The 25,024-nt window shown below is 70.5% G+C and carries 18 protein-coding genes and 2 pseudogenes; 13 read left to right on the top strand and 7 right to left on the bottom strand.

Annotated features, from left to right (window positions below; genetic code table 11):
- Positions 1–61: 61 nt before the first annotated feature.
- From hydA to ACIHCQ_RS26400, 8 genes and pseudogenes are all read left to right on the top strand, one after another.
- Complete coding sequence (gene hydA, locus ACIHCQ_RS26435; RefSeq protein ID WP_399667106.1) at positions 62–1,468, top strand: dihydropyrimidinase; 1,407 nt, start codon at positions 62–64, stop codon at positions 1,466–1,468.
- Positions 1,469–1,515: 47 nt separating this feature from the next.
- On the top strand, positions 1,516–2,517 hold the full coding sequence (locus ACIHCQ_RS26430; RefSeq protein ID WP_399667103.1) for a TIGR03842 family LLM class F420-dependent oxidoreductase: 1,002 nt from the start codon (positions 1,516–1,518) through the stop codon (positions 2,515–2,517).
- A gap of 13 nt (positions 2,518–2,530) precedes the next feature.
- Positions 2,531–4,057, top strand: coding sequence for an NCS1 family nucleobase:cation symporter-1 (locus tag ACIHCQ_RS26425; protein ID WP_399667100.1), 1,527 nt, complete (start codon positions 2,531–2,533; stop codon positions 4,055–4,057).
- A gap of 286 nt (positions 4,058–4,343) precedes the next feature.
- Positions 4,344–4,436, top strand: a pseudogene (locus tag ACIHCQ_RS26420) (DNA-binding response regulator); the annotation flags it as partial.
- A 207-nt stretch (positions 4,437–4,643) separates the two neighbouring features.
- Entirely contained in the window at positions 4,644–6,635 is a 1,992-nt protein-coding gene (locus tag ACIHCQ_RS26415) for a hypothetical protein (protein WP_399667382.1), read from the top strand.
- Positions 6,636–6,642: 7 nt separating this feature from the next.
- The gene (locus ACIHCQ_RS26410; protein WP_399667097.1) at positions 6,643–8,133 is read left to right on the top strand and encodes an ABC transporter substrate-binding protein; all 1,491 of its coding nucleotides are present in this window, start codon (positions 6,643–6,645) and stop codon (positions 8,131–8,133) included.
- A gap of 37 nt (positions 8,134–8,170) precedes the next feature.
- The gene (locus ACIHCQ_RS26405; protein WP_399667094.1) at positions 8,171–9,943 is read left to right on the top strand and encodes a gamma-glutamyltransferase family protein; all 1,773 of its coding nucleotides are present in this window, start codon (positions 8,171–8,173) and stop codon (positions 9,941–9,943) included.
- Positions 9,944–10,003: 60 nt separating this feature from the next.
- The gene (locus tag ACIHCQ_RS26400) at positions 10,004–10,825 is read left to right on the top strand and encodes an inositol monophosphatase family protein (RefSeq protein WP_399667091.1); all 822 of its coding nucleotides are present in this window, start codon (positions 10,004–10,006) and stop codon (positions 10,823–10,825) included.
- Between the two features lie 27 nt (positions 10,826–10,852).
- Here ACIHCQ_RS26400 and ACIHCQ_RS26395 read toward each other — a convergent pair whose 3' ends face one another.
- A complete protein-coding gene (locus tag ACIHCQ_RS26395; RefSeq protein ID WP_399667088.1) occupies positions 10,853–12,913 on the bottom strand; it encodes a GDSL-type esterase/lipase family protein in 2,061 nt (686 codons plus the stop codon).
- 222 nt (positions 12,914–13,135) lie between these two features.
- Here ACIHCQ_RS26395 and ACIHCQ_RS26390 point away from each other — a divergent pair, with 222 nt between their 5' ends.
- From ACIHCQ_RS26390 to ACIHCQ_RS26375, 4 genes are all read left to right on the top strand, one after another.
- Positions 13,136–14,554 (top strand): phytoene desaturase family protein, encoded by a 1,419-nt coding sequence (locus ACIHCQ_RS26390; protein WP_399667085.1) that lies wholly within the window; start codon positions 13,136–13,138, stop codon positions 14,552–14,554.
- 74 nt (positions 14,555–14,628) lie between these two features.
- Positions 14,629–15,144, top strand: coding sequence for an O-acetyl-ADP-ribose deacetylase (locus tag ACIHCQ_RS26385; RefSeq protein WP_399667082.1), 516 nt, complete (start codon positions 14,629–14,631; stop codon positions 15,142–15,144).
- 87 nt (positions 15,145–15,231) lie between these two features.
- Complete coding sequence (locus ACIHCQ_RS26380; RefSeq protein WP_399667079.1) at positions 15,232–16,707, top strand: DNA-3-methyladenine glycosylase 2 family protein; 1,476 nt, start codon at positions 15,232–15,234, stop codon at positions 16,705–16,707.
- Positions 16,708–16,728: 21 nt separating this feature from the next.
- The gene (locus tag ACIHCQ_RS26375) at positions 16,729–17,256 is read left to right on the top strand and encodes a methylated-DNA--[protein]-cysteine S-methyltransferase (protein ID WP_399667379.1); all 528 of its coding nucleotides are present in this window, start codon (positions 16,729–16,731) and stop codon (positions 17,254–17,256) included.
- Between the two features lie 59 nt (positions 17,257–17,315).
- Here ACIHCQ_RS26375 and ACIHCQ_RS26370 read toward each other — a convergent pair whose 3' ends face one another.
- Positions 17,316–18,095, bottom strand: a complete 780-nt coding sequence (locus tag ACIHCQ_RS26370; protein ID WP_399667076.1) for an SIR2 family NAD-dependent protein deacylase — start codon at positions 18,093–18,095, stop codon at positions 17,316–17,318.
- Between the two features lie 56 nt (positions 18,096–18,151).
- The gene (locus ACIHCQ_RS26365) at positions 18,152–18,643 is read right to left on the bottom strand and encodes an NUDIX domain-containing protein (RefSeq protein WP_399667074.1); all 492 of its coding nucleotides are present in this window, start codon (positions 18,641–18,643) and stop codon (positions 18,152–18,154) included.
- 142 nt (positions 18,644–18,785) lie between these two features.
- Here ACIHCQ_RS26365 and ACIHCQ_RS26360 point away from each other — a divergent pair, with 142 nt between their 5' ends.
- On the top strand, positions 18,786–19,958 hold the full coding sequence (locus ACIHCQ_RS26360; protein ID WP_399667071.1) for a glycerate kinase: 1,173 nt from the start codon (positions 18,786–18,788) through the stop codon (positions 19,956–19,958).
- Between the two features lie 316 nt (positions 19,959–20,274).
- Here ACIHCQ_RS26360 and ACIHCQ_RS26355 read toward each other — a convergent pair whose 3' ends face one another.
- The 4 genes and pseudogenes from ACIHCQ_RS26355 to ACIHCQ_RS26340 all read right to left on the bottom strand — a co-directional run.
- The gene (locus tag ACIHCQ_RS26355) at positions 20,275–22,653 is read right to left on the bottom strand and encodes an AbfB domain-containing protein (RefSeq protein ID WP_399667068.1); all 2,379 of its coding nucleotides are present in this window, start codon (positions 22,651–22,653) and stop codon (positions 20,275–20,277) included.
- A 207-nt stretch (positions 22,654–22,860) separates the two neighbouring features.
- On the bottom strand, positions 22,861–23,886 hold the full coding sequence (locus ACIHCQ_RS26350) for a LacI family DNA-binding transcriptional regulator (protein ID WP_399667065.1): 1,026 nt from the start codon (positions 23,884–23,886) through the stop codon (positions 22,861–22,863).
- Positions 23,887–24,056: 170 nt separating this feature from the next.
- The gene (locus ACIHCQ_RS26345; protein ID WP_399667063.1) at positions 24,057–24,494 is read right to left on the bottom strand and encodes an ATP-binding protein; all 438 of its coding nucleotides are present in this window, start codon (positions 24,492–24,494) and stop codon (positions 24,057–24,059) included.
- A gap of 2 nt (positions 24,495–24,496) precedes the next feature.
- Positions 24,497–25,004: pseudogene (locus tag ACIHCQ_RS26340) on the bottom strand (transposase family protein); the annotation flags it as partial.
- Positions 25,005–25,024: the final 20 nt, after the last annotated feature.

Raw genomic sequence — 25,024 nt, 5'->3', positions numbered from 1 at the left:
AATTCTCAGCGTACGAATTCTCAGCGTACGAATTCTCAGCGTACGAGAGGGAGCGCACAGCATGAGCACCACCCGCACCCTGATCCGTGGCGGTCTGGTCATCACCGCCGCGGACGAGATCCACGCCGACGTCCTGATAGAGGACGGCAGGATCGCCGCGCTCGCTGCCCACGGCTCGGCCGCGGCCGAGGCCTGGACCGCGGACCGCACCATCGACGCGACGAACAAATACGTCATCCCGGGCGGCGTTGACGCCCACACCCACATGGAACTGCCCTTCGGCGGCACGTCCGCCTCCGACTCCTTCGAGACGGGGACCCGGGCCGCCGCCTGGGGCGGCACCACCACCATCATCGACTTCGCCGTGCAGTCGGTGGGGCGCGGCCTGCGCGAAGGCCTGGACACCTGGTACGCCAAGGCCGACGGCAACTGCGCCATCGACTACGCCTTCCACATGATCCTCTCCGACGTCAACCAGTCGTCGCTGAAAGAGATGGACCTGCTGGTGGAGGAGGGCATCACCTCCTTCAAGCTCTTCATGGCCTATCCCGGCGTCTTCTACAGCGACGACGGCCAGATCCTGCGGGCCATGCAGCGCTCCGCCGCCAACGGCGGGCTGATCATGATGCACGCCGAGAACGGCATCGCGATCGATGTGCTGGTGGAGCAGGCGCTGGCGGAGGGCCGCACCGATCCGCGCTACCACGGCGAGGTACGCAAGGCACTCCTCGAAGCCGAGGCCACCCACCGCGCCATCCAGCTCGCACGAGTCGCCGGGGCCCCGCTGTACGTCGTCCACGTATCGGCCGAGGAAGCGGTCGCCGAGCTCGCCGCGGCCCGCGACAAGGGGCTCAATGTCTTCGGGGAGACCTGCCCGCAGTACCTCTTCCTCTCCACCGACAACCTCGCAGAGCCGGACTTCGAGGGCGCGAAGTATGTGTGCTCGACCCCGCTGCGGCCCAAGGAGCATCAGGCCGCGCTCTGGCGCGGACTGCGGACCAACGACCTCCAGGTCGTCTCCACCGACCACTGCCCGTTCTGTTTCGTCGGTCAGAAGGAGCTCGGCCGCGGCGACTTCTCCAAGATCCCCAACGGGCTGCCGGGCGTGGAGAACCGGATGGACCTCCTCCACCAGGCGGTCGTCGACGGGCACCTCACCCGCCGCCGCTGGATCGAGATCGCCTGCGCGACCCCGGCCCGGATGTTCGGCCTCTATCCGAAGAAGGGCACCATCGCGCCGGGTGCGGACGCCGATGTCGTCATCTACGACCCGCAGGCCGAGCAGACCCTTTCCGTCGAGACGCACCACATGAACGTCGACTACTCGGCGTACGAGGGCAAGCGGATCACCGGGCAGGTGGAGACCGTGCTGTCGCGCGGCGAAATGGTCATCGACCGGCGGGAGTTCACCGGCCGGGCGGGACACGGCGTCTACACCCCCCGCTCCACCTGCCAGTACCTCAGCTAGAGACCCAGAGCCAACCTTCAGGAACCACAGCTAGGAGCGGCCAGGCCATGGACTTCGGACTCGTCCTCCAGACCGACCCCCCGGCCTCGGCCGTCGTCGGCCTGATGCGGCGCGCGGAACGCAACGGCTTCCGCTACGGATGGACCTTCGACTCGGCGGTGCTCTGGCAGGAGCCCTTCGTTATCTACAGCCGCATCCTCGAACACACCCAGAAGATGATCGTCGGCCCCATGGTGACCAACCCCGGCACCCGTACCTGGGAGGTCACCGCCTCCACCTTCGCCACCCTGAACGACATGTACGGCAACCGCACCGTCTGCGGCATCGGGCGCGGCGACTCCGCGATGCGTGTCGCCGGCCGTAAACCCAACACCCTGGCCAGGCTCGGCGAGGCGATCGGCGTCATCCGCGACCTCGCCGAGGGCAGGGAGGCCGAAGTCGACGGGCAGCCGCTGCGGCTCCCGTGGGTACGCGACGGCAAGCTGCCCGTATGGATGGCGGCGTACGGGCCCAAGGCGCTGGCTCTCGCGGGGCAGAAGGCCGACGGGTTCATCCTCCAGCTCGCCGACCTCTATCTGACCGAGTCGATGGTCACGGCGGTCCGCACCGCCGCATCGGACGCCGGGCGCGACCCGTACTCCATCACCATCTGCGTCGCCGCGCCCGCATACGTCAGTGACGACATCGAGCACGCCCGCGATCAGTGCCGCTGGTTCGGCGGGATGGTCGGCAACCACGTCGCCGACCTGGTGAACCGCTACGGCGCCGACTCCGGTCTGGTGCCCGCCGCCCTCACCTCGTACATCAAGGCGCGCAAGGGCTACGACTACAGCCACCACGGCCGCGCGGGGAACCCGTCCACGGACTTCGTCCCGGACGAGATCGTCGACCGTTTCTGCCTGCTGGGTCCCGCCGAGGCGCACATAGAGAAACTGAAGGCGCTGCGCGAGCTGGGAGTCGACCAGTTCGCGCTCTACAACATGCACGACGCGAAGGAAGCGACCATCGACGCGTACGGCTCCGAGATCATCCCGGTACTCACTCGCTGAAGGAGCCAGCCCCATGACCGCGACCGTACCGCCCGCCCCGCCCGAGGGGCCGATAGCCGACGTAGCGGGCCGCGTCGAGTTCGCGCCCGGCGCGACCCCCGCCGACAGCCGCTTCGTCAACGACGATCTGCTGCCCGTCCCGGTCGCGCAGCGCCGCTGGACGACGTACAACTTCGCCGCCCTGTGGGTCGGCATGGCCCACAACATTCCCTCCTGGCTGCTCGCTTCGGGCCTGGTCGCGCTCGGCATGGACTGGAAACAGGCGGTGTTCACCATCGCCTTGGCCAATCTGATCGTGCTCGCGCCGATGCTGCTCACCGGGCACGCCGGCCCGAAATACGGCATTCCCTTCCCGGTGCTGGCCCGCGCCTCCTTCGGGCTGCGCGGCGCCAATCTGCCCGCCCTGATCCGGGCGGGGGTGGCCTGCGCCTGGTTCGGCATCCAGACCTGGATCGGCGGCCAGGGCATCTTCGTCCTGCTCGGCAAGATCTTCGGCGGCTGGGCCGAGGCGTCGAAGGTCGGCGGGCAACCCTGGACGCTGTGGGTGTGCTTCGTGCTCTTCTGGGCGCTCGAACTCGCCATCATCTACCGGGGGATGGAGGCGCTGCGGAGGTTCGAGAACTGGGCCGCGCCGTTCGTGATCGTCGGCGCGCTGGTGCTGCTGGCGTGGATCACCATGAAGGCGGGCGGTCTCGGCCCGCTGCTCGACCAGCCCTCGAAGCTCGGCTGGGGTGCGGATTTCTGGCCCGTCTTCTTCCCCTCCCTGATGGGCATGATCGCCTTCTGGTCGACGCTGTCACTGAACATCCCGGACTTCACCCGCTTCGGAGCCGGTCAGCGCGCCCAGATCTGGGGCCAGACGCTGGGCCTGCCGACGACGATGACGCTGTTCGCGCTGCTGTCGGTCTTCGTCACCTCCGGTTCGCAGGCGGTGTACGGGGTGGCCGTCTGGGACCCGGTCCAGCTCGCCGCGAAGACCGACAATGTCTTCGGTCTGCTCTTCGGTCTGGTGACCGTGCTGATCGCGACGATCTCGGTGAACATCGCGGCGAACGTCGTCTCACCGGCCTACGACCTGGCGAATCTCGCCCCCAAGCTGATCAACTTCCGCAGGGGCGCGCTGATCACCGGCGTCGTCGGGGTCCTGATCATGCCGTGGAAACTGACCGAGACACCCGAGCTCTATATCTTCACCTGGCTGGGCCTGGTCGGCGGACTGCTCGGTACGGTCGCGGGCATCCTGATCGCCGACTACTGGATCATCCGCCGTACGGTCCTGGACCTGGCTGGTCTGTATACGCCCGGGGGCCGCTACTGGTACACGGGCGGCTGGAATCTGCGCGCGGTCGTGTCGTTCGTGGTCGGCGGGTTGCTGGCGGTGGGCGGCTCCCATTCGGCGGAGGGCAAGGGCCCATTCCCGGAGGACGGCCTGATCCCCTTCCTGAAGCCGCTCGCGGACTACGGGTGGGCGGTGGGGCTGGCGGCGGCGCTGGTGCTGTATGTGGTACTGATGCTGCCGACGCGCGCCAGGACGGCCTAGGCATAGCGTCCTGGCGTGGCGGCCCGGCGGGGTCAGCCAGCCAGGGCGCCGGGCGGTGGCCGGCCACACCCCGGCGCTCAGCGCGACTCCCCGCTTCGTGGCCCGCTTCTCCCCGGACCCGGTGCGTGCTCCGACTTGCCGGATACCCGAGACCGTGGGTGCGGTGCCGGACCCCTCCGGCACCGCCCGTATCCGGCCGGGCTCCGACAGCGCAGCCATCGCCGACGCCAAGTCGCCCGCGACGGGCTCGGCAACAGGCAGCGGCGGCTGCCCGCCCGATATTGACGCGATGACGAAGCTGGCGGCGCGCGACAGGGCCCAACTCGTGGTATTCGCATACGAGTCGGGGCTGGTGGCGGCGCGGGAACGGCAGTCCTGACGCTTTCCCGGCCGACCCCGATCGACCCCGGGCGACCGACCCGGCTGAGTGACAGTGGCTTTCCCCCGCGATCTCCTGCGCGGACCCGTCAAAGTCGGCCGGATTTGGCATACAACAGCGCCAGTCGTGGCATCCTCATCCCACCGAGTCCGGACTGATCGCCGAGTCGCGGAACACGGGGGAGAGCGGGGGAGGCCGGCGTACGTGATGCAGCCCGGAATCGGCATGGGCCTTCGGGGCCGTAGTGGGATCATCCGCCTTGTCGAGGCATGTCTGAAACAGCCTCCCGCGGCCGAACGCCCCGTCGTCATGCTGCTCGGCCCGCGCGGCAGCGGCGCCAGCGAGGCGCACAGCGCCCTGATGGAGAACTTCGGCCCCGAATACCCCTTCGCGTACGTCAACCTCGGCGGCACCCAGACACTGCTGCCCCGCTACGCGCTGGCCCTGCTCGCCCGCCAGCTCGAACGCAAACTGCCGCGCTACGGCCGCTCCCAGTTCCCGCTCCTCACCCTCGGGCTGCTCGCCTCCGACCAGGAGCTGCGGATGAGCAGCCTGGCCGAGGGACGGCGCGCCATCCAGCGCCAGCTGGACCGTTTCCAGGAGCACAACGAGGAACGGCACGGCGACTACCTCGCCGCCTTCCTCGATGTGGCCGCAGGCGCCGTCGGCGCGCCCGACGGCTTCTCGAATGTCGCGCTCACGCTGCTCCAGGACGCCCTGCGGCGCGGACGCCGCAGACTGCCGGGCCGCAGGTTCGGCGGCAAGTACAGCGCCGGCGCCGCATGGTACGGAGCCCACCCCCTCATCCGGAGCCACGACCAGTGGGAAGCCCTGGTGCAGCTCAACCTCTGGCGGCACGAGGGCGACGAGCAGCAGCAGGACCGGCTGAACCGGGTGCTGTTCTCGGCCTTTCTGGAGGACCTGCGCCGTAACTCGGGCCGCTCGTTCATGCCCCGCTCGTATCTGCTGCTGCTCGACAACTCCCACACGGAGTACGGCCGCCGGTTCCTCGACCTTCTGATCCGCGCCCGGCACGAAGACGCCGTGGTCGCGGGCGCCGACTGCGACCCGCTGACCGTCGTCGCCAGCTCCAACCGCTGGCTGCCCCGCTGGGGCCCGGCCACCGGCGACGCCTGGCCCTGGCAGCTGCGCGGCCCCGACCGAGCCTCCCTCCAGGACTGGCACGAGCACCGGCCCACCCGCGACAGCGACGACACCTGGTGGTACCCGCTGCGGCTGCGCGACCTCAACCTGGACGAGGTCCGCATCCGCATCGACCTGCAGTTCGGCCCCCACCCCGAGCTCGCGCCGTTCACCCGCCTCACTCCCTTCGTACACCGGCTGACCGGCGGACTGCCGCGCGCGGTGCACCAGGTTCTGGACGTACTGCGGCAGTCCACGGCCCCGGCGGAGGACGGGCCGGGACAGGACCAGTGGCTGCGCACCCTGCCCGACCGGACGGTGCGCGTCGGTGAAGAGACCCCCACGCTCGTGGACGCCGCCCTCAGTGATCTGCTGCGAGGCTTCGGCCCCATCGAGCGACGCGCCCTCGCCGAGTGCGCGGCCCTGCGCGACCTGTCCGCCGGCATCCGGGTCCTGAGCCCCGGGGACTCGCTGTTCGGCGAGGTCCGTTCGCGCTGGCTGCTGCTCAGCCCGGGGACGGTGACACCGACCCTCCACCCGTGGCTGCGCAGGCTGCTGCTGTGGGAGCTCGCCCGTGAACCCGGCGACTGGGACACGGCGAACGAGCTGCTCGCCGACCACTTCAGGGCCGAGCGTCACCCCGTCCAGGAGATGTACCACCAGCTCGCGCTCGGGCGCATCGACGAGGTCACCGACCAGCTGCTGCTGCGCTTCCCTTCGGTGCCCGCGGATCAGTGGATCAGCGAGTTCAACACGGTCACGAGCGCGCCCAACAGGCTCCCGGCCCGCGGCGGCCCGCTCGAACTGCTCGCCGGTCTCGCGCCGCCCCAGCCGGACCGGACTGTCGACACCGCCTCGGTGATACGCGGCCTGGTCACGGCGCGCTGGGTGTGGAGCGACCCGCTCGCCGACCCCGGGATGCGGCTGAACGACATGGTCGCCGACGGCTTCACCCAACTGTCCCAATTGCGGAGGAACGACATCGTGGCCCTGTTCAACGAGGCGGAGCGCTACCGCCACTGGCGTCACCCGCAGACCATAGTGAGTGGGGGGTGAGCGGGGGATGAACGCCCTTCCCAGAATCGAGTGGCCGCTGCACATCGTGCGCCGGGTCGCCATCGGCCTGGTCGTCGTCGCCGCGCTCGCGGTGGCCGTGCCGTACGGGGTGAGCTGGGTCGGAGACTGGCGGGCGCGGTGCGACGACGGCGTGGTGGAACGGGGCGAGACGGACGAATGCGTGGGCGTCACCGACGGCGCGCACCCCTTCGCGGACCATCTTGAAGAGGTTGAGAAAAAGATCAAGAAAGAGAACGACGCGGTCAAGAAGAGTAAGGAGAAGTACGTCAGCATTGCTTATCTGACCCCCTTCACCCTCACCGAGGACGACAGCAACTCCGAAGAGTCGGTACGTCATGAGCTCCAGGGCGCCTATCTCGCGCAGCAGCGGCACAACAACGGAGACCTCGCCGCGTCACCCAAGATCCAGCTGCTGATCGCCAACACCGGCAGCAAATCCAAGCAGTGGCGACACACCGTCGATGAGCTGATCAAGCGCAAGAACACCAAGGACCACTTGGTCGCGGTCGTCGGTATGGGCCCCAGCAACACCGAGAACGTCAAGGCGATCAATAGGCTCTCCAAGCATGGCATCGCCATGGTCGGCGCCACCATGTCGGCCACCAACATCCGGAACATAAAGGGTTTCGTACGGGTCGCGCCGACCAACGAGGACGAGGCACGCGCGGCCGCCGCGTATCTGAGGACGAAAAACGCCCGTACGGCGGTCGTCGTCCAGGACCAGGCTGAGGACAACCTCTACGCCAAAACTCTCGGCGCCGCCTTCAAGAAGGCCTTCCCGGACCCGGACGGGAAAACCCGCAAGCTGGTCTCGGAGGAGCCCATGACGTTCGACTCCTCCGTGCCGAGCGCCTGGAAGAACGAACTGCTCTATATGCGGGGTCAGTTGTGCGTTCAGAAGCCGGAGTACATCTACTTCGCGGGTCGTGGGCAGCATCTCACCCACTTCCTGTCCGCCATCGCCAACCGGTCGTGCCAGGACACCAAGTTCACCGTCATCACCGGCGACGACACGACCAACCTCACCGCGCATGAGATCACGAGCGCCGCCGACTCGGGGGTGGAGGTGTTCTACACGGGCCTGGCCCATCCCAGGATGTGGGAGGAAGCGCCTGAAGCGGTCTCCGTCCTCTCCGCGCGGTATTTCAGGGATGACGGTGATCTGCACGAGTGGTTCCCGAATGACCAGCGCAATGACGGCCAGGCCATGATGGCTCACGACGCCGTCATCACCGCCGCTCAGGGCATCCAGATGGCGGCCCGCTGGCAGGGGAAGGTGACCGGCGACGCGGTGGCCCGGATGTTCCACCAGATGAAGGCCGGCCAGCAGGTCGCGGGCGCGAGCGGGTTCATCTCGTTCCACGAAAACGGCAACCCGGTCAACAAGGTGGTGCCGATCCTGACACTCAACGAGAAGGGGCAGGCGGAGTTCGTGGAGCCGTCGTTCGCCAACGGCAAACCACCTCAGGCGGACTAGTCCGCAGCCGAAGTCCCGGTCGAAGAGAGGCACGTCCGTGTTCACCACCCGGCCCACCCTCCAGGGCACCTTCGGCATGGTCTCCACCACCCACTGGCTCGCCTCCCAGTCCGCGATGGCCGTCCTGGAGGACGGCGGCAACGCCTTCGACGCCGCCGTCGCCGCGGGCTTCGTCCTGCATGTCGTCGAGCCGCACCTGTGCGGCCCCGCGGGCGAAGTGCCGGTCATCATCGCGCCGGCGGGCGGCGAGGTCCGCGTGATCTGCGGGCAGGGGCCCGCGCCCGCCGGAGCGAGCGTCGGCCACTACCGCTCCCTGGGCCTCGACCTCGTACCCGGGACCGGACCGCTGGCCGCCGCCGTGCCCGGGGCGTTCGACGCCTGGATGCTGCTGCTGCGCGACCACGGCACCAAGTCCCTCGCCGACGTGCTGCGCTACGCGATCGGATACGCACAGGACGGCCACCCTCCCGTCGAGCGGATCGGCGAGACCGTGGAGAGCGTCCGCGAGCTGTTCGAGACGGAGTGGACCTCGTCCGCCGAGGTCTATCTGCCGGGCGGCAGGGCCCCGGTGCCCGGCGAGCCGCTGCGCAACCCGGCGCTCGCCGCCACCTGGCGGCAGCTGCTCGCCGAATCGTCCGGCGGCGGCCGCGTGGCCGGGATCGAGGCCGCGCGGAAGGTCTGGAGCGAGGGCTTCATCGCCGAAGCGCTTGTACGGCAGGCCGCCCGCCCCACCCTGGACACCAGCGGCGAACACCACTCCGGCACACTGACCGCGGCCGATCTTGCGGGCTGGTCCGCCTCGTACGAACCCCCGGCGACGTACGACTGGAACGGCTGGACCGTGTGCAAGGCGGGCGGCTGGAGCCAGGGCCCGGCGCTTCTCCAGCAGCTGGCGCTGCTGCCCGGCGAACTGCCGCCGTACGGTTCGGCCGCGTACGTCCACCTGCTGATCGAGGGCTGCAAGCTGGCGATGGCGGACCGGGAGGCCTGGTACGGAGACGCGGCCGACGTGCCGCTCGACGCGCTGCTGTCGGGGCCGTACAACACCGCCCGCCGCGCGCTCATCGGCGACAAGGCGTCGTACGAGCTGCGGCCGGGGAGCCCCGGCGGCCGTACGCCCGTGCTGAGCGCGCACGCCGGGACCAGCCCCAGTGCGACTGGCCGTTGGGGCGTCGGCGAGCCGACCGTCGCCAAAGACGGCGCGACCCGCGGCGACACCTGCCACCTCGACATCGTCGACCGCTGGGGCAACATGGTCGCGGCCACGCCCAGCGGCGGCTGGCTCCAGTCCAACCCCGTCGTGCCGGAGCTGGGCTTTCCGCTGTCCACCCGCCTCCAGATGGCCTGGCTGGACCCGGGCCTGCCCAACACGCTCACCCCGGGCCGCCGGCCGCGCACCACGCTCACCCCTTCCCTCGCGCTGCGCGACGGGGTGCCCGTGATGGCCTTCGGCACGCCCGGCGGCGACCAGCAGGATCAGTGGCAGCTCCACTTCTTCCTGGCCGTCGCGCTGCGCCCCTCGGTACGCGGCGGCCTCGACCTCCAGGGCGCGATCGACGCGCCGGGCTGGCACAACGACAGCTTCCCCGGCTCGTTCTATCCGCGGTCCATGCGGCCGGGCAGCGTGACCGTCGAATCCCGGATGGACCCGGATGTGATCGCGGAGCTCCGGGAGCGCGGCCATGACGTCACGGTCGGCGACGCCTGGTCGGAGGGCAGGCTCTGCGCGGTCGCCAGGGACCCGCGTACGGGCGTGCTCTCCGCCGCGGCGAACCCGAGAGGAATGCAGGGTTACGCCGTGGGGCGCTGAGCGCGCAGGGCATCACCGGGCCGGCGACGCGATGTCAGAGGGCCGTGCTTAGCTGGACGCATGATCGATGACTTTCTGAACGGCGACCTGACGTGCGTAGAAGAGGCGGTCCGCAAGGCCGCCGCCACCGAGATCATGCCGCGGTTCCGGCAGCTCGCCGCGCACGAGATCATCGAAAAGAGCGGTCCGCACGACCTGGTGACCACCGCGGACCGCCTCGCCGAGGAGCACCTGACCGCGTCCCTGACCGGCCTGCTCCCCGGTTCCATAGTGGTCGGCGAGGAGGCCGTGCACGCGGACCCGTCCATCGTCGGGGCGCTGCACGGCGACGTGCCGGTGTGGATCGTCGACCCGGTCGACGGCACCCGGCAGTTCGTCGGCGGCGAGCCCCGCTTCTGCACGCTCGTCGCCCTCGCCCACCAGGGGGAAGTACTCGCCTCCTGGACGTACGCACCGGTGCTGGAGGAGATGGCGATCGCCGTACGGGGCCGTGGCGCGCGGCTCAACGGCACGCCGATACAGGCGGGTTCGCCCGCGCCCGGTGCGGTGCTGGAGGTGGCGACGTCCCACCCGGACTACACGACCCCGGAGCAGAAGCGGGCGCTGCTGGCCCTGGCGGTGGACGGGATACACGCCCGGCCCTGCGGTTCGGCGGGCCTGGAATACCTCCGCGTCGCCCGGGGCGAGCTGGACGCGGTCGCCTTCTCCTGGGAGTACGCGTGGGACCACGCGGCCGGCCTCCTGCTGGTCAAGGAGGCCGGCGGCGCGGATCTCACCCTCACGGGGGAGCCGTTCCGTATATGCGGCGGGAACGCGCTCCCGTTCACGGCGGCGCGGGACGCGGCGACGGCGCGACGGGTTCACGCACTGCTTGCGGGCTGACTCAGCGGCTGCCGCCGAGCCGGCGGCTCAGCCCCCCAGCTTCGCGGCGATGACGGGCGCGAGCCGGTCGGCGATGGCCCGGTGGCCCTTGTCGTTGGGATGCACGGAGTCCGAGAGACCGTCCGACGGCAGCCAGCCCGTCGTGTCGACGAACGAGACCCGCGAGTCCCCGCCGGCGACCGCCGCCCTGACGGCTGCCTCGGTCTCCGGGACGAACCTTCCGCGGAAGGTCTCCAGTGCGAATATCCACGACTGCGGGTATGCCGCGCGGGCCTGACGCAGAAGGCTGGTGTACGCCGTCTGGAACTGCGCCTTGGTCACACCGTGGCCGATGTCGTTGGTGCCCAGGTTGATGACGACCGCGCCCGCCTGGTACCGAGCGAAGTCCCAGGCGGGTGTCGCGGCGTTCGGGTTCAGCTTGCTGAACTGCCGCTCCAGGCTGACGCATCCGTCCGCCGCCGCGAACAGACAGGCGCCGCCCTGGGCGACCTGGGTGTGGTCGGCGCCGAGCAGTTCCCCGGTGAGCCAGCCGTACGCGGTACGGGCGTTCTGCGACGACGTCGTTCCCACGGTGATCGAGTCCCCGACGAACTCGATCAGAGTGCGTGCGGCCGGTGGCGCGAAGGTGGTGGCGCCGGAGTCGAGGGTCAGCCCCTGAAAGACGGCGTCACCGCGGTACGAACCGGCCACCACCTGGTAGTTGACCTGCAAGGTGTGGTTTCCCGGAGACAGCTTCGCCGGGGTCAGGTCGACCGTTCCGCGCACATCGTCGTAGAACTTCACAGGACCGCCGTCGATCCTGGCCCACAGATCGATGGCGTTGCGCTGCTTCAGCTTGACGGTGGTCCCGGTGAATCCGGTCCGGTAGTACGCGCCCGCCCAGTACGGCGTGTACGCGGTGCTGGAGCTCCGGGTGTCCCAGCGGCCGGTGAACTTGATGTTGGGGTCTCCGGGCTGTCCCGGGGCGGCTGCCGCCGCCTCGGCCTCCGGTGCGGTGGTCCGCAGCTTCGAGCTGATGACGGGGGCGAGCCGGTTCGCGAAGGTGGTGTGACCCAGCTCGTTCGGGTGGCCGTTGCCGTCCTCGTAGTGGGTTCCGTCGGTCAGCCAGCCCGTCGTGTCGACGTAGTACGCCTTCGCGTCGCCACCGCTGTTGCGGGAGGCGACGGCCGCCCGCGTCTCGGGCACGTAGCGCTTCTTGAGCGTCTGCACCGCGAAGATGGCGGCCTGCGGGTACTTGGCGCGGATGTCGCGGAGGAAGGTGGTGTAGGCCGACTGGAACGCGGCGCCCGTGACACCGTGGCCGATGTCGTTGGTGCCGAGGTTGATGACGACCGCGCCGGCCTGGTAGCGGCCGAAGTCCCAGTTCTGGGTACCCGTGGAGGCTGTCTTGAAGAACTGACCGGCCTGTCCCACGCATCCGGACTGCGCCACCAGGCAGTAGCCCGAGCGGGCGATCTGCGTATGCCGCATCCCGAGCCGCTCGCCGGTCTTCCACGCGTACGAGTCGATCGCGAGCCGTTCGGTGAGGGCGCCCGCGGTGATGGAGTCCCCGACGAACTCGACGAGCCCGGACGGCACCTGCGGGCTGAGGGTGCGCGCGCCCGCGTCCAGCACCAGTCCCTGGAAGACGGTGTCGCCGGAGCGGTAGGACACGCGGAGCGTGTGGTTTCCGGCGGCGAGGGGCCGCGGCGTCAGGTTCACCGTGCCCCGAACGCCGGCGTGGAAGACATCGGCGCCGCCGTCGATGCTGACGTAGAGGTTCACCGCGTCCCTGGCCTTGACCTTCACCGTGGTCCCGGTGAAGGCGGTCTGGAGGTACCCGCCGGTCCAGTTGGGCACGGCGGCGGTGGTGGAACTGGTGTCCCACCGCCCGACATAGGCGATGTTCGGGTCGGAGACGGAGCCGTCCCCGGGCGCGGCGTGGGTGGGCGAGTTGCCCGCCCAGGAGAGCAGGGACGCGGCGAGTACGGCGACGAGCAGGGCCCGGACGAAGGCCCGGACCAGGGCGGGGAGGGCGGGGCGGGCAGGGAGGGCGGGAAGGGTGCGGATGGGGAGCTCCGCGAGGGGGGTGTGGGGGGTGAGCGGCATGTGGCCTCTTTCCACGAGGTTTCCACGAGCGCCGTGGGAGCGCTCCCGGAATTCTTGACATGAGCGAAACAATGAAACGGTTCAATGTCAATATCCCGGCCAGGATGGGCAAGGTGGCTTTGTGTTGGCCTTGTGTGGCCTTGTGGCGGGCCCGGTCCACGCGCCGCGCGGCGCGGGAATATCCTGAAGACCTTGGCCACTGGCTGACAAAGGAGTCCAAAGGTGCCGTCGATGCTCGATGCCGTCGTCGTGGGAGCGGGACCCAACGGACTGACCGCCGCCGTCGAACTGGCCCGCCGCGGCTTCGCGGTGGCCGTATACGAAGCCAGTGACACCATCGGCGGGGGAGCGAAGACCGAGGAGCTCACCCTCCCCGGGTTCCGCCACGACCCCTGCTCCGCGGTCCACCCGCTCGCGATCGGCTCGCCCGCGTTCAACCGGATGCCCCTGGCGAGGCACGGCCTTGAGTGGCTGCACCCCCAACTGCCGCTGGCCCACCCCTTCCCCGACGGCACCGCCGCCGTGCTGAGCCGCTCGGTCGGTGAGACCGCCATGTCGCTGGGCCCCGCCGACGCCGGGGCGTACCGCCGTCTGCTCGCCCCCTTCGCCGGCCGCTGGGACACCCTCGCCGCCGACTTCCTGCGTACCCCCTGGGACGGCCTGCCCCGCGACCCGTACCGTCTCGCCCGCTTCGGAGTGGCCGCGCTGCAGCCCGTCAGCTGGCTCTCGCGCCGCTTCCGGGACGAGCGGGCGCGCGGCCTGCTCGCCGGGCTCGCCGCCCACGCCATCGCCCCCACCAGCGGTTTCGCCACCAGCGGCATCGCCCTGTGCTTCGCGCTCGCCGCCCACGACGTGGGCTGGCCGGTGCCGCGCGGCGGTTCGCAGGCGATCTCCGACGCCCTCGCCTCGTATCTGCGCGAGCAGGGCGGCGTCATCCACACGGGCACGGAGGTGAAGCGGTTGGACGAGCTGCCCCCGGCCCGCGCGTATATCTTCGACACCTCGCCGACCGCGCTCGCGCGGATCGCCGACCTCGGCCAGGCGTACCGGCACTACCGGTACGGCGCGGCCGCGTTCAAGATCGACTACGCGCTGTCGGGGCCCGTGCCGTGGACCGCGAAGGAGGCCCGCGCGGCCGGGACCGTGCACATCGGCCCCACCGCCGGTGAGATCAATGCGGCTCTGACCGCTGCCACCACCGGCCGCGACCCCGAGGTCCCCTTCCTCATCACCGCCCAGCCGAGCGTGATCGACCCGACCAGGGCGCCGGCGGGCAAGCACGTTCTGTGGGTGTACGGCCATGTCCCGGCAGGCTGGGAGGGCGATGCCACCGACGTCATCGAACGGCAGCTGGAGCGCTTCGCCCCCGGCTTCCGCGATCTCGTACTGGCCCGGGCCATCGCGGGCCCGCCCCAACTCGCCCGGCGCAACGCCAATTACGTCGGCGGGGACATCGCCTGCGGGGCCTACGCGGGGCTCCAGACCCTGATCCGCCCCAAGCTCGCCCGCGTCCCGTACGCGACGGCGCACCCCGCTGTCTTCCTCTGTTCCTCCGCGACGCCGCCGGGCCCGGGGGTGCACGGCATGTCGGGCCACCATGCGGCCAAGGCGGTCTGGCGCCGCCTCCGCGCGTCCCCGTGAGCCCGCGTCGCCGTGAGCCATCGAGTACGAGCCCTTGCGGCAGCCCTACCGCAGCCCTACGGCAGAAGGACGCCATGACCGCCCGTATCACCCTCGTACGCGGAGACATCACCGAGCAGCACGTCGACGCGATCGTCAACGCCGCCAACTCCTCGCTTCTCGGCGGCGGTGGCGTCGACGGCGCGATCCACCGCAAGGGCGGCCCGGAGATCCTCGCCGACTGCCGCGCGCTGCGCGCCTCGCACTACGGCAAGGGCCTGTCCACCGGAAAAGCCGTCGCCACCACAGCCGGCCGCCTCGACGCTCTCCATGTGATCCATACGGTCGGTCCCGTCTTCTCCAAGGAGGAGGACCGCTCGGACCTCCTGGCCTCCTGTTATCGCGAATCGCTGCGCGTGGCGCGCGAGCTGGGTGCCGAGAGCGTCGCGTTCCCCGCCATCTCGACCGGCATCTACGGCTGGCCCATGGAGGACGGGGCGCGGATCGCGATCCGTACGGTCCGAGAGGCGGCGATCGCGCCGATCGCCGAGGTGCGCTTCGTGCTCTTCGACGAGCGTGCGTACCAGGCCTTCGCCGAGCAGCTGGGCTAGCGGTCCAGAGCTTTGGCGCAGGCAGCGCGAGGATGATGTCGTTTTCTCGCTAGCCTCACTGCCTGGGCCTGCCCGATGCTGGGAGCCATGCACACCGACACAGAGCGCTGCGTACGCGCCGTCCAGTCGAAGGACGCCCGATTCGACGGCTGGTTCTTCACGGCCGTGCTGACCACCCGGATCTACTGCCGCCCCAGCTGTCCCGTGGTGCCGCCGAAGGTCGCCAACATGACCTTCTACCCGAGCGCCGCCGCCTGCCAGCAGGCCGGTTTCCGGGCCTGCAAGCGCTGCCGCCCCGATACGAGCCCCGGCTCGCCGGAGTGGAACGCGCGCGCCGACACCGTCGCCCGCGCCATGCGGCTCATCCAGGACGGGGTCGTGGACCGCGAAGGCGTACCGGGCCTGGCCGCCCGCCTCGGCTACTCCACCCGCCAGATCGAGCGCCAGCTGCTCGCGGAACTGGGCGCGGGCCCGCTCGCCCTGGCCCGTGCCCAGCGCGCGCAGACAGCGCGCCTGCTCCTGGAAACCACCGCGCTGCCCATGGCGGAGGTCGCCTTCGCGGCCGGTTTCGCCTCCATCCGCGCCTTCAACGACACCGTCCGCGAGGTCTTCGCGCTCGCGCCCGGCGAACTGCGCACCCGCGCCGCGCGCGGCACGTCCGCACCGCTGAAGACCCCCGGCGTGATCGCCCTGCGCCTCCCGTACCGCGCGCCGCTCAATCCCAGCAACCTCTTCGGGCACCTCGCCGCGACGGGGGTCCCCGGCGTCGAGGAGTGGCGGGCCGGAGCGTACCGGCGGACGCTGAACCTCCCGTACGGACACGGCATCGTCGCCCTCACCCCGCTCGCCGACCACATCGCCTGCCGGCTCTCCCTCACCGACCCGCGCGACCTCACCATCGCGATCAGCAGCTGCCGCCGGCTGCTCGACCTGGACGCCGACCCGGTGGCCGTGGACGGCCAACTGCGTACGGATCCGCTGCTCGCCCCGCTGGTCGACAAAGCGCCGGGCCGGCGGGTGCCGCGCACCGTCGACGCCGCGGAGTTCGCGGTACGGGCGGTGCTCGGCCAGCAGGTCTCGACGGCCGCCGCCCGCACCCACGCGGCCCGTCTGGTCGTCGCGCACGGCCAGGAGATCGACGACCCCGAGGGTGGCCTCACCCATCTCTTCCCGACGTCCGAGGCGCTGGCCACGCTGGACCCGGAGGCGCTGGCGCTGCCCCGCACCCGCCGTACCACCCTGACGACTCTGGTCGGCGTGCTGGCCGACGGATCGCTGCGGCTCGGCCCCGACAGCGACTGGGAGCGGGCCAGGTCCCAGCTGTCGGCGCTGCCGGGCTTCGGCCCCTGGACGGTCGAGGTGATCGCGATGCGCGCCCTCGGTGACCCGGACGCGTTCCTGCCGGGCGACCTCGGGATGCGGCGCGCGGCGACGGGACTGGGGCTGCCCGGGACTCCGGCCGCGCTGACGGAGAGCGCCGCGGTGTGGCGGCCGTGGCGGGCGTATGCCGTGCAGTACCTCTGGGCCACCGAGGACCATCCCATCAACTACCTCCCCGCGTAAGGAAGTTCGCCCATGCCACTCATGACCAGGCAGCACACGGTCGTCGGCAGCCCGTACGGCCCACTGACCCTCGTGGCCACCGACGGGGTGCTGAGCGGCCTCTACATGGTCCAGCAGCGCCACCGCCCCGCCGAGGAAACCTTCGGCGAACCCGAACCCGAACCTGACCCCGACGCCGAGCCCTTCGGCGAGACGATCCGCCAGCTCGACGCGTACTTCGCCCGCGAGCTGGAGGAGTTCGACCTGCCGATGCGGCTCGACGGCACGGCGTTCCAGCGGAGCGTCTGGGAGCAGCTGCGGAAGATCCCGTACGGCGAGACGCGTACGTACGGCGAACTGGCCGAGGCACTCGGCAACCCCGCCGCCTCCCGCGCGGTGGGCCTCGCCAACGGCAAGAACCCGATCGGGATCATCGTCCCGTGCCATCGGGTCATCGGCTCGACGGGCAGCCTGGTCGGCTACGGCGGCGGGGTGGACCGCAAGCGGCGGCTGCTGGCGCATGAGCGGGGAGCGTACGAGCCGGGCGCGTCGGAGGGGGCGCTCTTCTAGTCGGGACGCAGCAGGTCACCTGCGGTTGGTGGCGGCGGCCGGATCGGCAGCCACCTGGCTCACTGCTCGGACCTCGGCCCAGCGCTCGCCTCATTGGCGGCCCCTGCCTCTGCTGTCTCTGCCCTCAGCCGCTTCAGGAGCGCGGGCAGCGCGGTGCCGATCGGCTCCCGGACGACCTCTTCCGCCTGTCCGTCGTACGGCGTCGGCTCGGCGTTCACCACGATCAGCCGCGCCCCGTGCTCCGCCGCGATGCCCGCGAGCGAGGCGGCGGGATGCACCTGCAGGCTTGTGCCGACCGCGATGAAGACCTCGCCGGCCTTCGCGATCGCCAGCGCCTGGCCCAGCACCACCGGGTCGAGCCGCTGGCCGAACATGACCGTCGCCGACTTCAGGATCCCGCCGCACACCTGGCACGGCGGGTCTTCCTCGCCCGCTTCCACCCGTGCCAGCGCCTCCTCCATCGAGGAGCGGGCGTGGCACCGGGTGCAGGTCACCGACCGTGCGGTGCCGTGGAGTTCGAGGACCTTGCGGCCCGGCATGCCCGCCAGCTGGTGCAGCCCGTCGACGTTCTGCGTGATCACGCGGACCGCGAACCCGGGCTGTCGGTCCAGCTCGGCGATGGCGCGGTGCGCGGCGTTCGGCTCGGCGCGCCACGTGGTGGAGTCGCGCCGCATCCGCCAGGAGCGGCGGCGGATCTCCGGATCGGCCATGTAGTAGTCGTACGTGACGAGCTTCGCGGCCTCGGGATCGCGCCGCCACAGTCCTTGCGGCCCACGGTAGTCGGGGATGCCGGAGTCCGTGGAGATGCCGGCGCCGCTGAGGATCGCGACGAGAGTCATGCGGCGAGGGTACGCAGCGGTCCCGCGCCGCGGCGAGCGGATATCGTTGTGGCCGCTCAGGCGGGCGGGAGGCCGTTCTCCAGCTCCGCGGTTCCGGTCCCCGCCTCCAGTACGTCGAGGGCGGCCAGCACCCGGTGCCCCAGCGACCCCAGCAGATATTCGTGGAGCTCGTCGCGGGGCACCAGCCGCCAGGAGACCAGCTCCTCCTCCTGCAGCTGGATCGCCTTGAACAGCTCCTCGGCCAGCACCCCGCCGTCGTACACATACGCGGCGATCGGCGGGCGTGCCTCGCCCACCACCCAGTCGACCGCGAGCAGTCTGCCGGGCTCCAGGTCGAGACCGATCTCTTCGAGGGTCTCGCGGCGCGCGGCCTGCCGCGGGGTCTCGCCCTGGTCCGACTCGATGGTCCCGCCTGGCAGCGCCCAGCCCTTGCGGTAGTTGGGCTCGACGAGCAGCACCCGCCCCTCGGCGTCACGGAAGAGCGCGGCGGCCCCGGCAAGGATGCGGGGGAGGGAGGCGATGTACGCGGCGTAGTCAGAGGTCGTCACCCCAGGCAGGGTAGGACATCGGCCGTACGCAAGGCACGCAGTAGGACGGAATGTCAGGACATGAGGGGCTGGTAAGCCGTCTGTACGGGCGGATAGGGTCGGAGCGGCGCGACTGCCTGTTCGAAAGCAAGGGATCAGCAAGGTGGCGAACGGAGCAGTGACTCAGCCCGTTACTCGGCCCGCGCGTGCGCGTGTGCTCGTGGCGGCTGACAAGTTCAAGGGCTCGCTCACGGCCGTACAGGTCGCGGAGCGGGTGACGGCGGGGCTCCAGCGGATCGTACCCGGCCTGGCGGTTGACGCCCTGCCCGTCGCGGACGGCGGCGACGGCACGGTCGCGGCGGCGGTGGCGGCCGGGTTCGAGCAGCGCGAGGTCCCGGTGACCGGGCCGCTCGGCGAGCCCCTGACCGCGGCGTACGCGCTGCGGGACGGTACCGCGGTGGTGGAGATGGCGGAGGCCTCGGGCCTTCAGCACCTTCCGGCGGGCGTGTTCGCGCCGCTGACGGCGACGACGTACGGCTCCGGCGAGCTGCTGCGCGCCGCGCTCGACGCGGGCGCGCGGACGATCGTCTTCGGCGTCGGCGGCAGCGCGACGACGGACGGCGGCGCGGGAATGCTGACGGCGCTCGGCGCGCGCTTCCTGGACGCGCAGGGCGAACCGGTCGGACCGGGCGGCGGAGGTCTGCGCGACCTGGCCACGGCGGATCTGTCGGGTCTCGACCCGCGCTTCAAGGACGTGGAACTGGTCCTCGCGAGCGACGTGGACAACCCGCTCACGGGTCCCAAGGGCGCGTCCGCGGTGTACGGCCCGCAGAAGGGGGCGACCCCCGAGGACGTCGCCACGCTGGACGCGGCGCTGGCCCGCTATGTGTCCGTCCTGGAGACCGCGGTCGGTCCCGGGGCCGGGGAGCACGCGCTGTCCCCGGGCGCGGGCGCCGCGGGCGGCATCGGCTACGGCGCGCTGGTCGGTCTCGGCGCGAGTTTCCGGTCCGGCATCGAGGTGATGCTCGACGTGCTCGGCTTCGCCTCCGCGCTGGAGCGGGCGACCCTGGTCATCACCGGCGAGGGTTCACTTGACGAGCAGACCCTGCACGGCAAGGCACCGGCGGGCGTCGCGGCGGCGGCCCGCGCCCAGTACATCGAGGTCGTGGCGGTCTGCGGCCGGCTGGCCCTGCGGCCGGAGGCACTGGGCCGTGCGGGCATCCGCCGCGCGTACGCGCTGACGGACCTGGAACCGGACCCGGCGCGCTGCATGGCGGAGGCGGGGCCGCTGCTGGAGCGGGTGGCGGAGGACATCGCGCGGGACTTCTTGACGTAGAGCACCGCTGCCCGCGGCGCGAGGGTCCCGGTTCCGGGGGAGCGTTTCGCAGCTGCCCTTTCAGGCGGACCGGGCGGACTGGGCGGACCGGGCGGACTGGGCGCACGCCCGCCGGGCCGCGGGACGCGGTCTGCGGAACAGGATGCGCAACCGGCGCAGCGCCTGCTGGTCACCGGATGCCGGGACGGCTTCGTTCTCGATGGCGTCGGCGAGGCTCAGCCGGCCCTCGGTGAGTTCGGCGAACGCCTCGTCGTGGCTGCGGGCCTGACCCCGCCGGCCGCACCACTGCGGTGCGGCCGGCGGGGTCAGGCGCGGGTCAGGCGACCCAGGGGGCCTCGACGGACCACGTCGTGTCCGGCGTGAAACTGACTGGGTTGTCCCAGGCGTGCGTGCCGCCGGGAGTCGCCAGCCACACCTCGGAATCGATGTGGCGGAGGTACTGGCCGGGGAAATTCCAGGCCGACAGTCGTACGCCGCCACTGCGCTGCACGGCGCAGAAGGTGGCGTCGGCTTTGAAGACCGCCGAGTCACCGGCCTCCTTGTAGACCCGGAAGTCCCGGTGCCGCAGGTACTGGCCGGGGTAGTTGCGTGATTCGAACGAGTAGCAGCCGGTACCGGCCAGGCCGGGGACGATCTTCCAGGTAGCGTCGTTCTTCAGCAGGCTGCCGCTGTTCGCGTCGACGATCGCGGTGAATGCCTGACCGTCCTGATGACGCAGATATTTGTCGGTGTGGCCCGGGGTGGTGACGCGCAGGGACTTGTTCTGGCCGACGGGCAGGGTGACGGGCGGCGGGGGGTTGCGCGAGGCGTTGATCAGGGCGAGGTTGGCGGCCTTGACCCGGGCGGCGTCGACCTTGACGACCTGACGGTCGTAGGTGAGCAGGCCGTTGACCTCGTTCTCCACGTCGGTGATCTCGGTGTAGACGGACGCCGAGAGACCGAGAGGCATCGGCTGCTCCCGGAGAGCGTCCAGCAGCCCGACGAACCGGTTGTTCAACGCGGTGGCACTGGGCTGATCCTCATAGCTGAACCCACCGCCGGGATACCACTCGTGCCCCGGGACGCGCAGGCCGAGACCACCGAACTCACCCAGTACGGCGGCACGGGCAGCGGTCGGTGTGGTGACGCCGGGGCCCACATAGATGTGGTTGTCGACGACATCGCCGTTGCCGCCGTCGACGGAGCCGCAGCAGTTGACACCGCTCATGTTGTTCACCAGCCGGGAGGGGTCGTACGCCTTGACCTCGTCAGCGATTCGCGCCTGGTCGTACTGGCCCCAGCCCTCGTTCTGGTTCACCCACATCACCACGGAGGGCGAGCTGCGGTGCTGGTCGATGATGCGGTCGTACTCGGCCTCCCACTGCACGCGCGCGGCACTGTCGGAGGGGGTGTTGTCCATGGACGGCATGTCCTGCCACACCAGCAGGCCGAGCTTGTCCGCCCAGTAGAACCAGCGCTGCGGCTCCACCTTGATGTGCTTGCGCACCATATTGAAGCCGAGGTCCTTGTGCGCCTGCAGGTCGTATTTGAGGGCCGCGTCGGTCGGCGCGGTGTAGATGCCGTCCGGCCAGTAGCCCTGGTCGAGAGTGCCGGTCTGGAAGACGAACCTGCCGTTGAGCAGGGTGCGCTGGACGCCGTTGACCTTGCCGACGGAGACGGAGCGCATGCCGGTGTAGCTGCCGGCCGAATCGACCGTGGCGGTGCCCGAGAGCAGATCGGCCTTCACGTCGTACAGGAATGGGTCCTCAGGAGACCACAGGCGGGGGTTGGGGATGGACACGGAGAACCGGCTGCCGACCGGTCCGGTCGCGGTGGCCACGGGCTTGCCGCCGGAGGACACTGTCACTCTGGCGGTATGGCTTCCGGTCCCGGTCCCGGTCCCGGTCCCGGAGCCGCGCACGGTGACTTTCAGCGTGCTGTCGGAGAGGCTGGGGACCATGTCCAGGCGGCTGATGTGGGCCGCGGCCGTGGGCTCCAGCCACACGGTCTGCCAGATGCCGGACGCGGCGGTGTAGAAGATGCCGCCGCCGGGATGCGGGGCGACATCGCGGATCCGCTGCTTGCCGACGGCCTGGCTGCCCGTCTCGGTGGGGTCGTACACAGAGACCACGACGGTGTTCGTGCCACCGTTCAGCAGCGGGGTGATGTCGTAGCGGAAGGAGTCGAAACCGCCGCTGTGGACGGCACCGGCCTGCTGCCCGTTGACCCACACCGTCGTACGCCAGTCACTGGCGCCGAAGTTGAGCTGGACGCGGCGGCCCTTCCAGCCGGACGGGACGGTGAACGTGCGCTTGTACCAGAGCTTGTCGTTCTGGGTGATCTTCCGCTGGATGCCCGAGAGCGCCGATTCGGCGACGAAGGGGACGCGGATCTGGTCGGGGAAGGCGGCCGGCTGCCCGGCGTCGGCCCCGGTCACCGCGAAGTCCCAGATCCCGTTGAGATTGGTCCAGTCGGGGCGGGTCAGCTGCGGGCGCGGGTACTCGGGCAGCGGGTTGTCGACAGGGACCTGGTTGGTCCACGGAGTGGTCATGGGGGCCGGCTTGGGGGCCCAGGCGGCGGGCGCGGCCTGCACCGCCTGCGCGGTGCCGCCTGTGGCCGCGGCCAGCAGGCCGGCGCACAACAGGGCGAGCGTGCTCAGCCAGGCTGTCGCGCGGGTCCTCCATAATCTGCGGTGCGGCGATGACGGACGGTGCATCGGGGCTCCTCCGTGGGGTGAGGGAGTCGGACGCGTGCCCGGGGCGCGAACACGGAGCCACGGTGCGCGGCGGTGCGGGCGCTGCGCCGGACCCGGCTTCCAACGTTAGAAAGTTAGTGCCATGCGGAATGACAGCACGCTCCAACCGGACTGTCCATGACTCGCGCACGAATCCCTGATGCGCGCCTGCAGTTTGCCCCTGCGTCTTCAATCGCCTGACGGGCGCGGGGCGCGGCCCCGGGTGCTCTCCCGCTCGATCAACGAGTGCTCCACCGTCACCCGCCGTGGCACAGGTTCGTCACCGCTCAAGCACGCCAGAACGGACGCGACTGCCAGCTGGGCGATGGCCTTCTTGTCGGGCGAGACCGAGGTGAGGGTCACCGCGCCGAATCGCCCCTCGGCGACGTCGTCGAAGCCCACTACGGCCACGTCCTCGGGCACACGCAGCCCGCGCTCCGACAGTACGCGCATGGCACCTATGGCGATCGGGTCGTTGTACGCGAAAACCGCGTCGGGTCGCCTGCCCGAATCGAGCAACCAGGCCATGGCATGCGCACCGTCGGCATGGCCCCAGCCGTCGGTCGTGGCCACGAGCCCCTCGTCAACCGCGAGGCCGGCCTCGGTGAGCTCCTCCCGCCAGCCCTGTACCCGCAGCTGGGCCGGCTGGTTGCGGTCCCGGCGGGCGCCGAGAAATGCCACGTCGGTGCGGCCCAGGTCGATCAAGTGCCGGACCGCGCCCCTGGCCGCCGCGACGTTGTCTATGGCGATGTGGTCGTAGGGGAGGTCGTAATGCCCTTCGCCCAGGAGCACCAGCGGTACCTGCTCCGTACGTCTGCGCAGATCCTCTGTTTCGAGCTCGATCGGGCTGAGGATCAGGCCGTCGATGACCCTGGCCCGGAAGCCCTGACTCACCAGGACCTCCTGCTCGCGCTTGCCGCCCGTGTGATCCAGCAGCACGATGTAGTCGTGTGCGGCGGCGGCGTCGATCACCGCTGCGGCGAGTTCGGCGAAGTACGGGTTGCCCAGCTCGGGCAGGGCCAGCGCGATGATCCCGGTCCTTCCCTTTCGCAAGTGCCGGGCGGTCAGATTGGGGCGATAGCCCAACTCGTCGATGGCCTGCTGCACACGGGCTCGCATGGCGGGCGCGACGTGCTGGTAGTTGTTCACAACGTTCGAAACCGTCTTGATCGAGACGCCCGCGCGCAACGCGACATCCTTCAGACTGACCCGCACGATGTTTCCTCCGGTCATTGCCTGTGGCCCGGCTGGGGTGTTCACAGACGGCGCCGGGGTCCGGTGCCTGCGGGCAAGAGTGCCGCAACGGTCCCTGCCCGCGGGAGGCAACAAGCGTTTTCCGCCGGGCAGCGACGAGCGGGCCCAGCGCCCCGAGGGATCACCTGCGGCTACCTGGCGGCCGGGTTCGCAGGCCGGTCGCGCTGGGGCTGCCGCTCTTGAGGTCGGCCCGTGCCGGTGGTCGGTGCCGGGGCCGATGTCGACGGTTGTTCGGCTATCTGGGCGTTGGGGCACTGCCGTTGTACGTACGGCACCAGCCGATCGTCGTGGCGGTCGCGTACGGCGTGGTCGTCCTTGCCCAGTGGGGTGCGCACGATGCCGAACCCGTCCGCCATGGTCTGGAGGAGAGCGAGCCCTCGTCCGTCTTCGCTGAGCAGGTCGGCGGGCTTGAGCACCGGAAGCCGCGGATCGAGATCGCTCACGGTGACGCAGACGCTGTCCGCTGTCGCCTGCACGAGGATGCGAGCTTCCTTCACCTTGGCGTGCTGGAGAACGTTGGTCAGCAGTTCGGTGAGGCCGAGCAGTGTCACGTTGCTGACCTGACCCACTTGGTGTTCTGCCGCATCTTGCCCGACACGAAAGCGCGCCGGCCGGGCCTGTTCGCCTTCGGGCGGCGCACCCGGACCTCGGTACCGTCCAGCCGCAGCTCGACTCCCTGGGCCGCCGCGTAGGCGAAGACGTCCTCCAGCGTGCGAAGCCGCAGGCCGGGGCGACCTGGCACAGCGAAGCCACGGGCCGCCGGCAACGGGCGGATCTCGTGGACGGCCCGAGTGATCGTGGAGCGGTTCCACCCCGTAGAGCACGGCCAGGGCCGCGTGCGGGAGCTGGAACCGCATGACGACCAACGTGGCGATGACCCGGTCAGTGAACACCAACTGGTGGCTCGGTCCCGCCCCGGCCGCCCGCAGACGGTCATGACCTCGACGGTCGTACAGTCGCCCTTCTTCGGCGGCCAGCCACACCTGAGCCAACTCGCCGATCAGCGTGCCGAGTCGACGGTGTCGAAGGCCGGTGAAGATACGATGGGCCAACGCCGTGCGGCCAAGGTATTGCGTCACAACAACACCCAACCGGCACG

The organism is Streptomyces sp. NPDC052236 (genome assembly GCF_044548015.1).
Classification (GTDB): Bacteria; Actinomycetota; Actinomycetes; order Streptomycetales; family Streptomycetaceae; genus Streptomyces.
This window is presented reverse-complemented; position numbering and strand designations above follow the sequence as displayed.

Bases quoted from the DNA above. Each gene is read 5' to 3' on its own strand.
- ACIHCQ_RS26375 (WP_399667379.1), top strand. From the start codon at position 16,729: ATGACCAGGCAGCACACGGTCGTCGGCAGCCCGTACGGCCCACTGACC.
- ACIHCQ_RS26385 (WP_399667082.1), top strand. From the start codon at position 14,629: ATGACCGCCCGTATCACCCTCGTACGCGGAGACATCACCGAGCAGCAC.
- ACIHCQ_RS26370 (WP_399667076.1), bottom strand. From the start codon at position 18,095: ATGACTCTCGTCGCGATCCTCAGCGGCGCCGGCATCTCCACGGACTCC.
- ACIHCQ_RS26430 (WP_399667103.1), top strand. From the start codon at position 1,516: ATGGACTTCGGACTCGTCCTCCAGACCGACCCCCCGGCCTCGGCCGTC.
- ACIHCQ_RS26395 (WP_399667088.1), bottom strand. From the start codon at position 12,913: ATGCCGCTCACCCCCCACACCCCCCTCGCGGAGCTCCCCATCCGCACC.
- hydA (WP_399667106.1), top strand. From the start codon at position 62: ATGAGCACCACCCGCACCCTGATCCGTGGCGGTCTGGTCATCACCGCC.
- ACIHCQ_RS26410 (WP_399667097.1), top strand. From the start codon at position 6,643: ATGAACGCCCTTCCCAGAATCGAGTGGCCGCTGCACATCGTGCGCCGG.
- ACIHCQ_RS26400 (WP_399667091.1), top strand. From the start codon at position 10,004: ATGATCGATGACTTTCTGAACGGCGACCTGACGTGCGTAGAAGAGGCG.
- ACIHCQ_RS26380 (WP_399667079.1), top strand. From the start codon at position 15,232: ATGCACACCGACACAGAGCGCTGCGTACGCGCCGTCCAGTCGAAGGAC.
- ACIHCQ_RS26415 (WP_399667382.1), top strand. From the start codon at position 4,644: ATGCAGCCCGGAATCGGCATGGGCCTTCGGGGCCGTAGTGGGATCATC.
- ACIHCQ_RS26355 (WP_399667068.1), bottom strand. From the start codon at position 22,653: ATGCACCGTCCGTCATCGCCGCACCGCAGATTATGGAGGACCCGCGCG.
- ACIHCQ_RS26425 (WP_399667100.1), top strand. From the start codon at position 2,531: ATGACCGCGACCGTACCGCCCGCCCCGCCCGAGGGGCCGATAGCCGAC.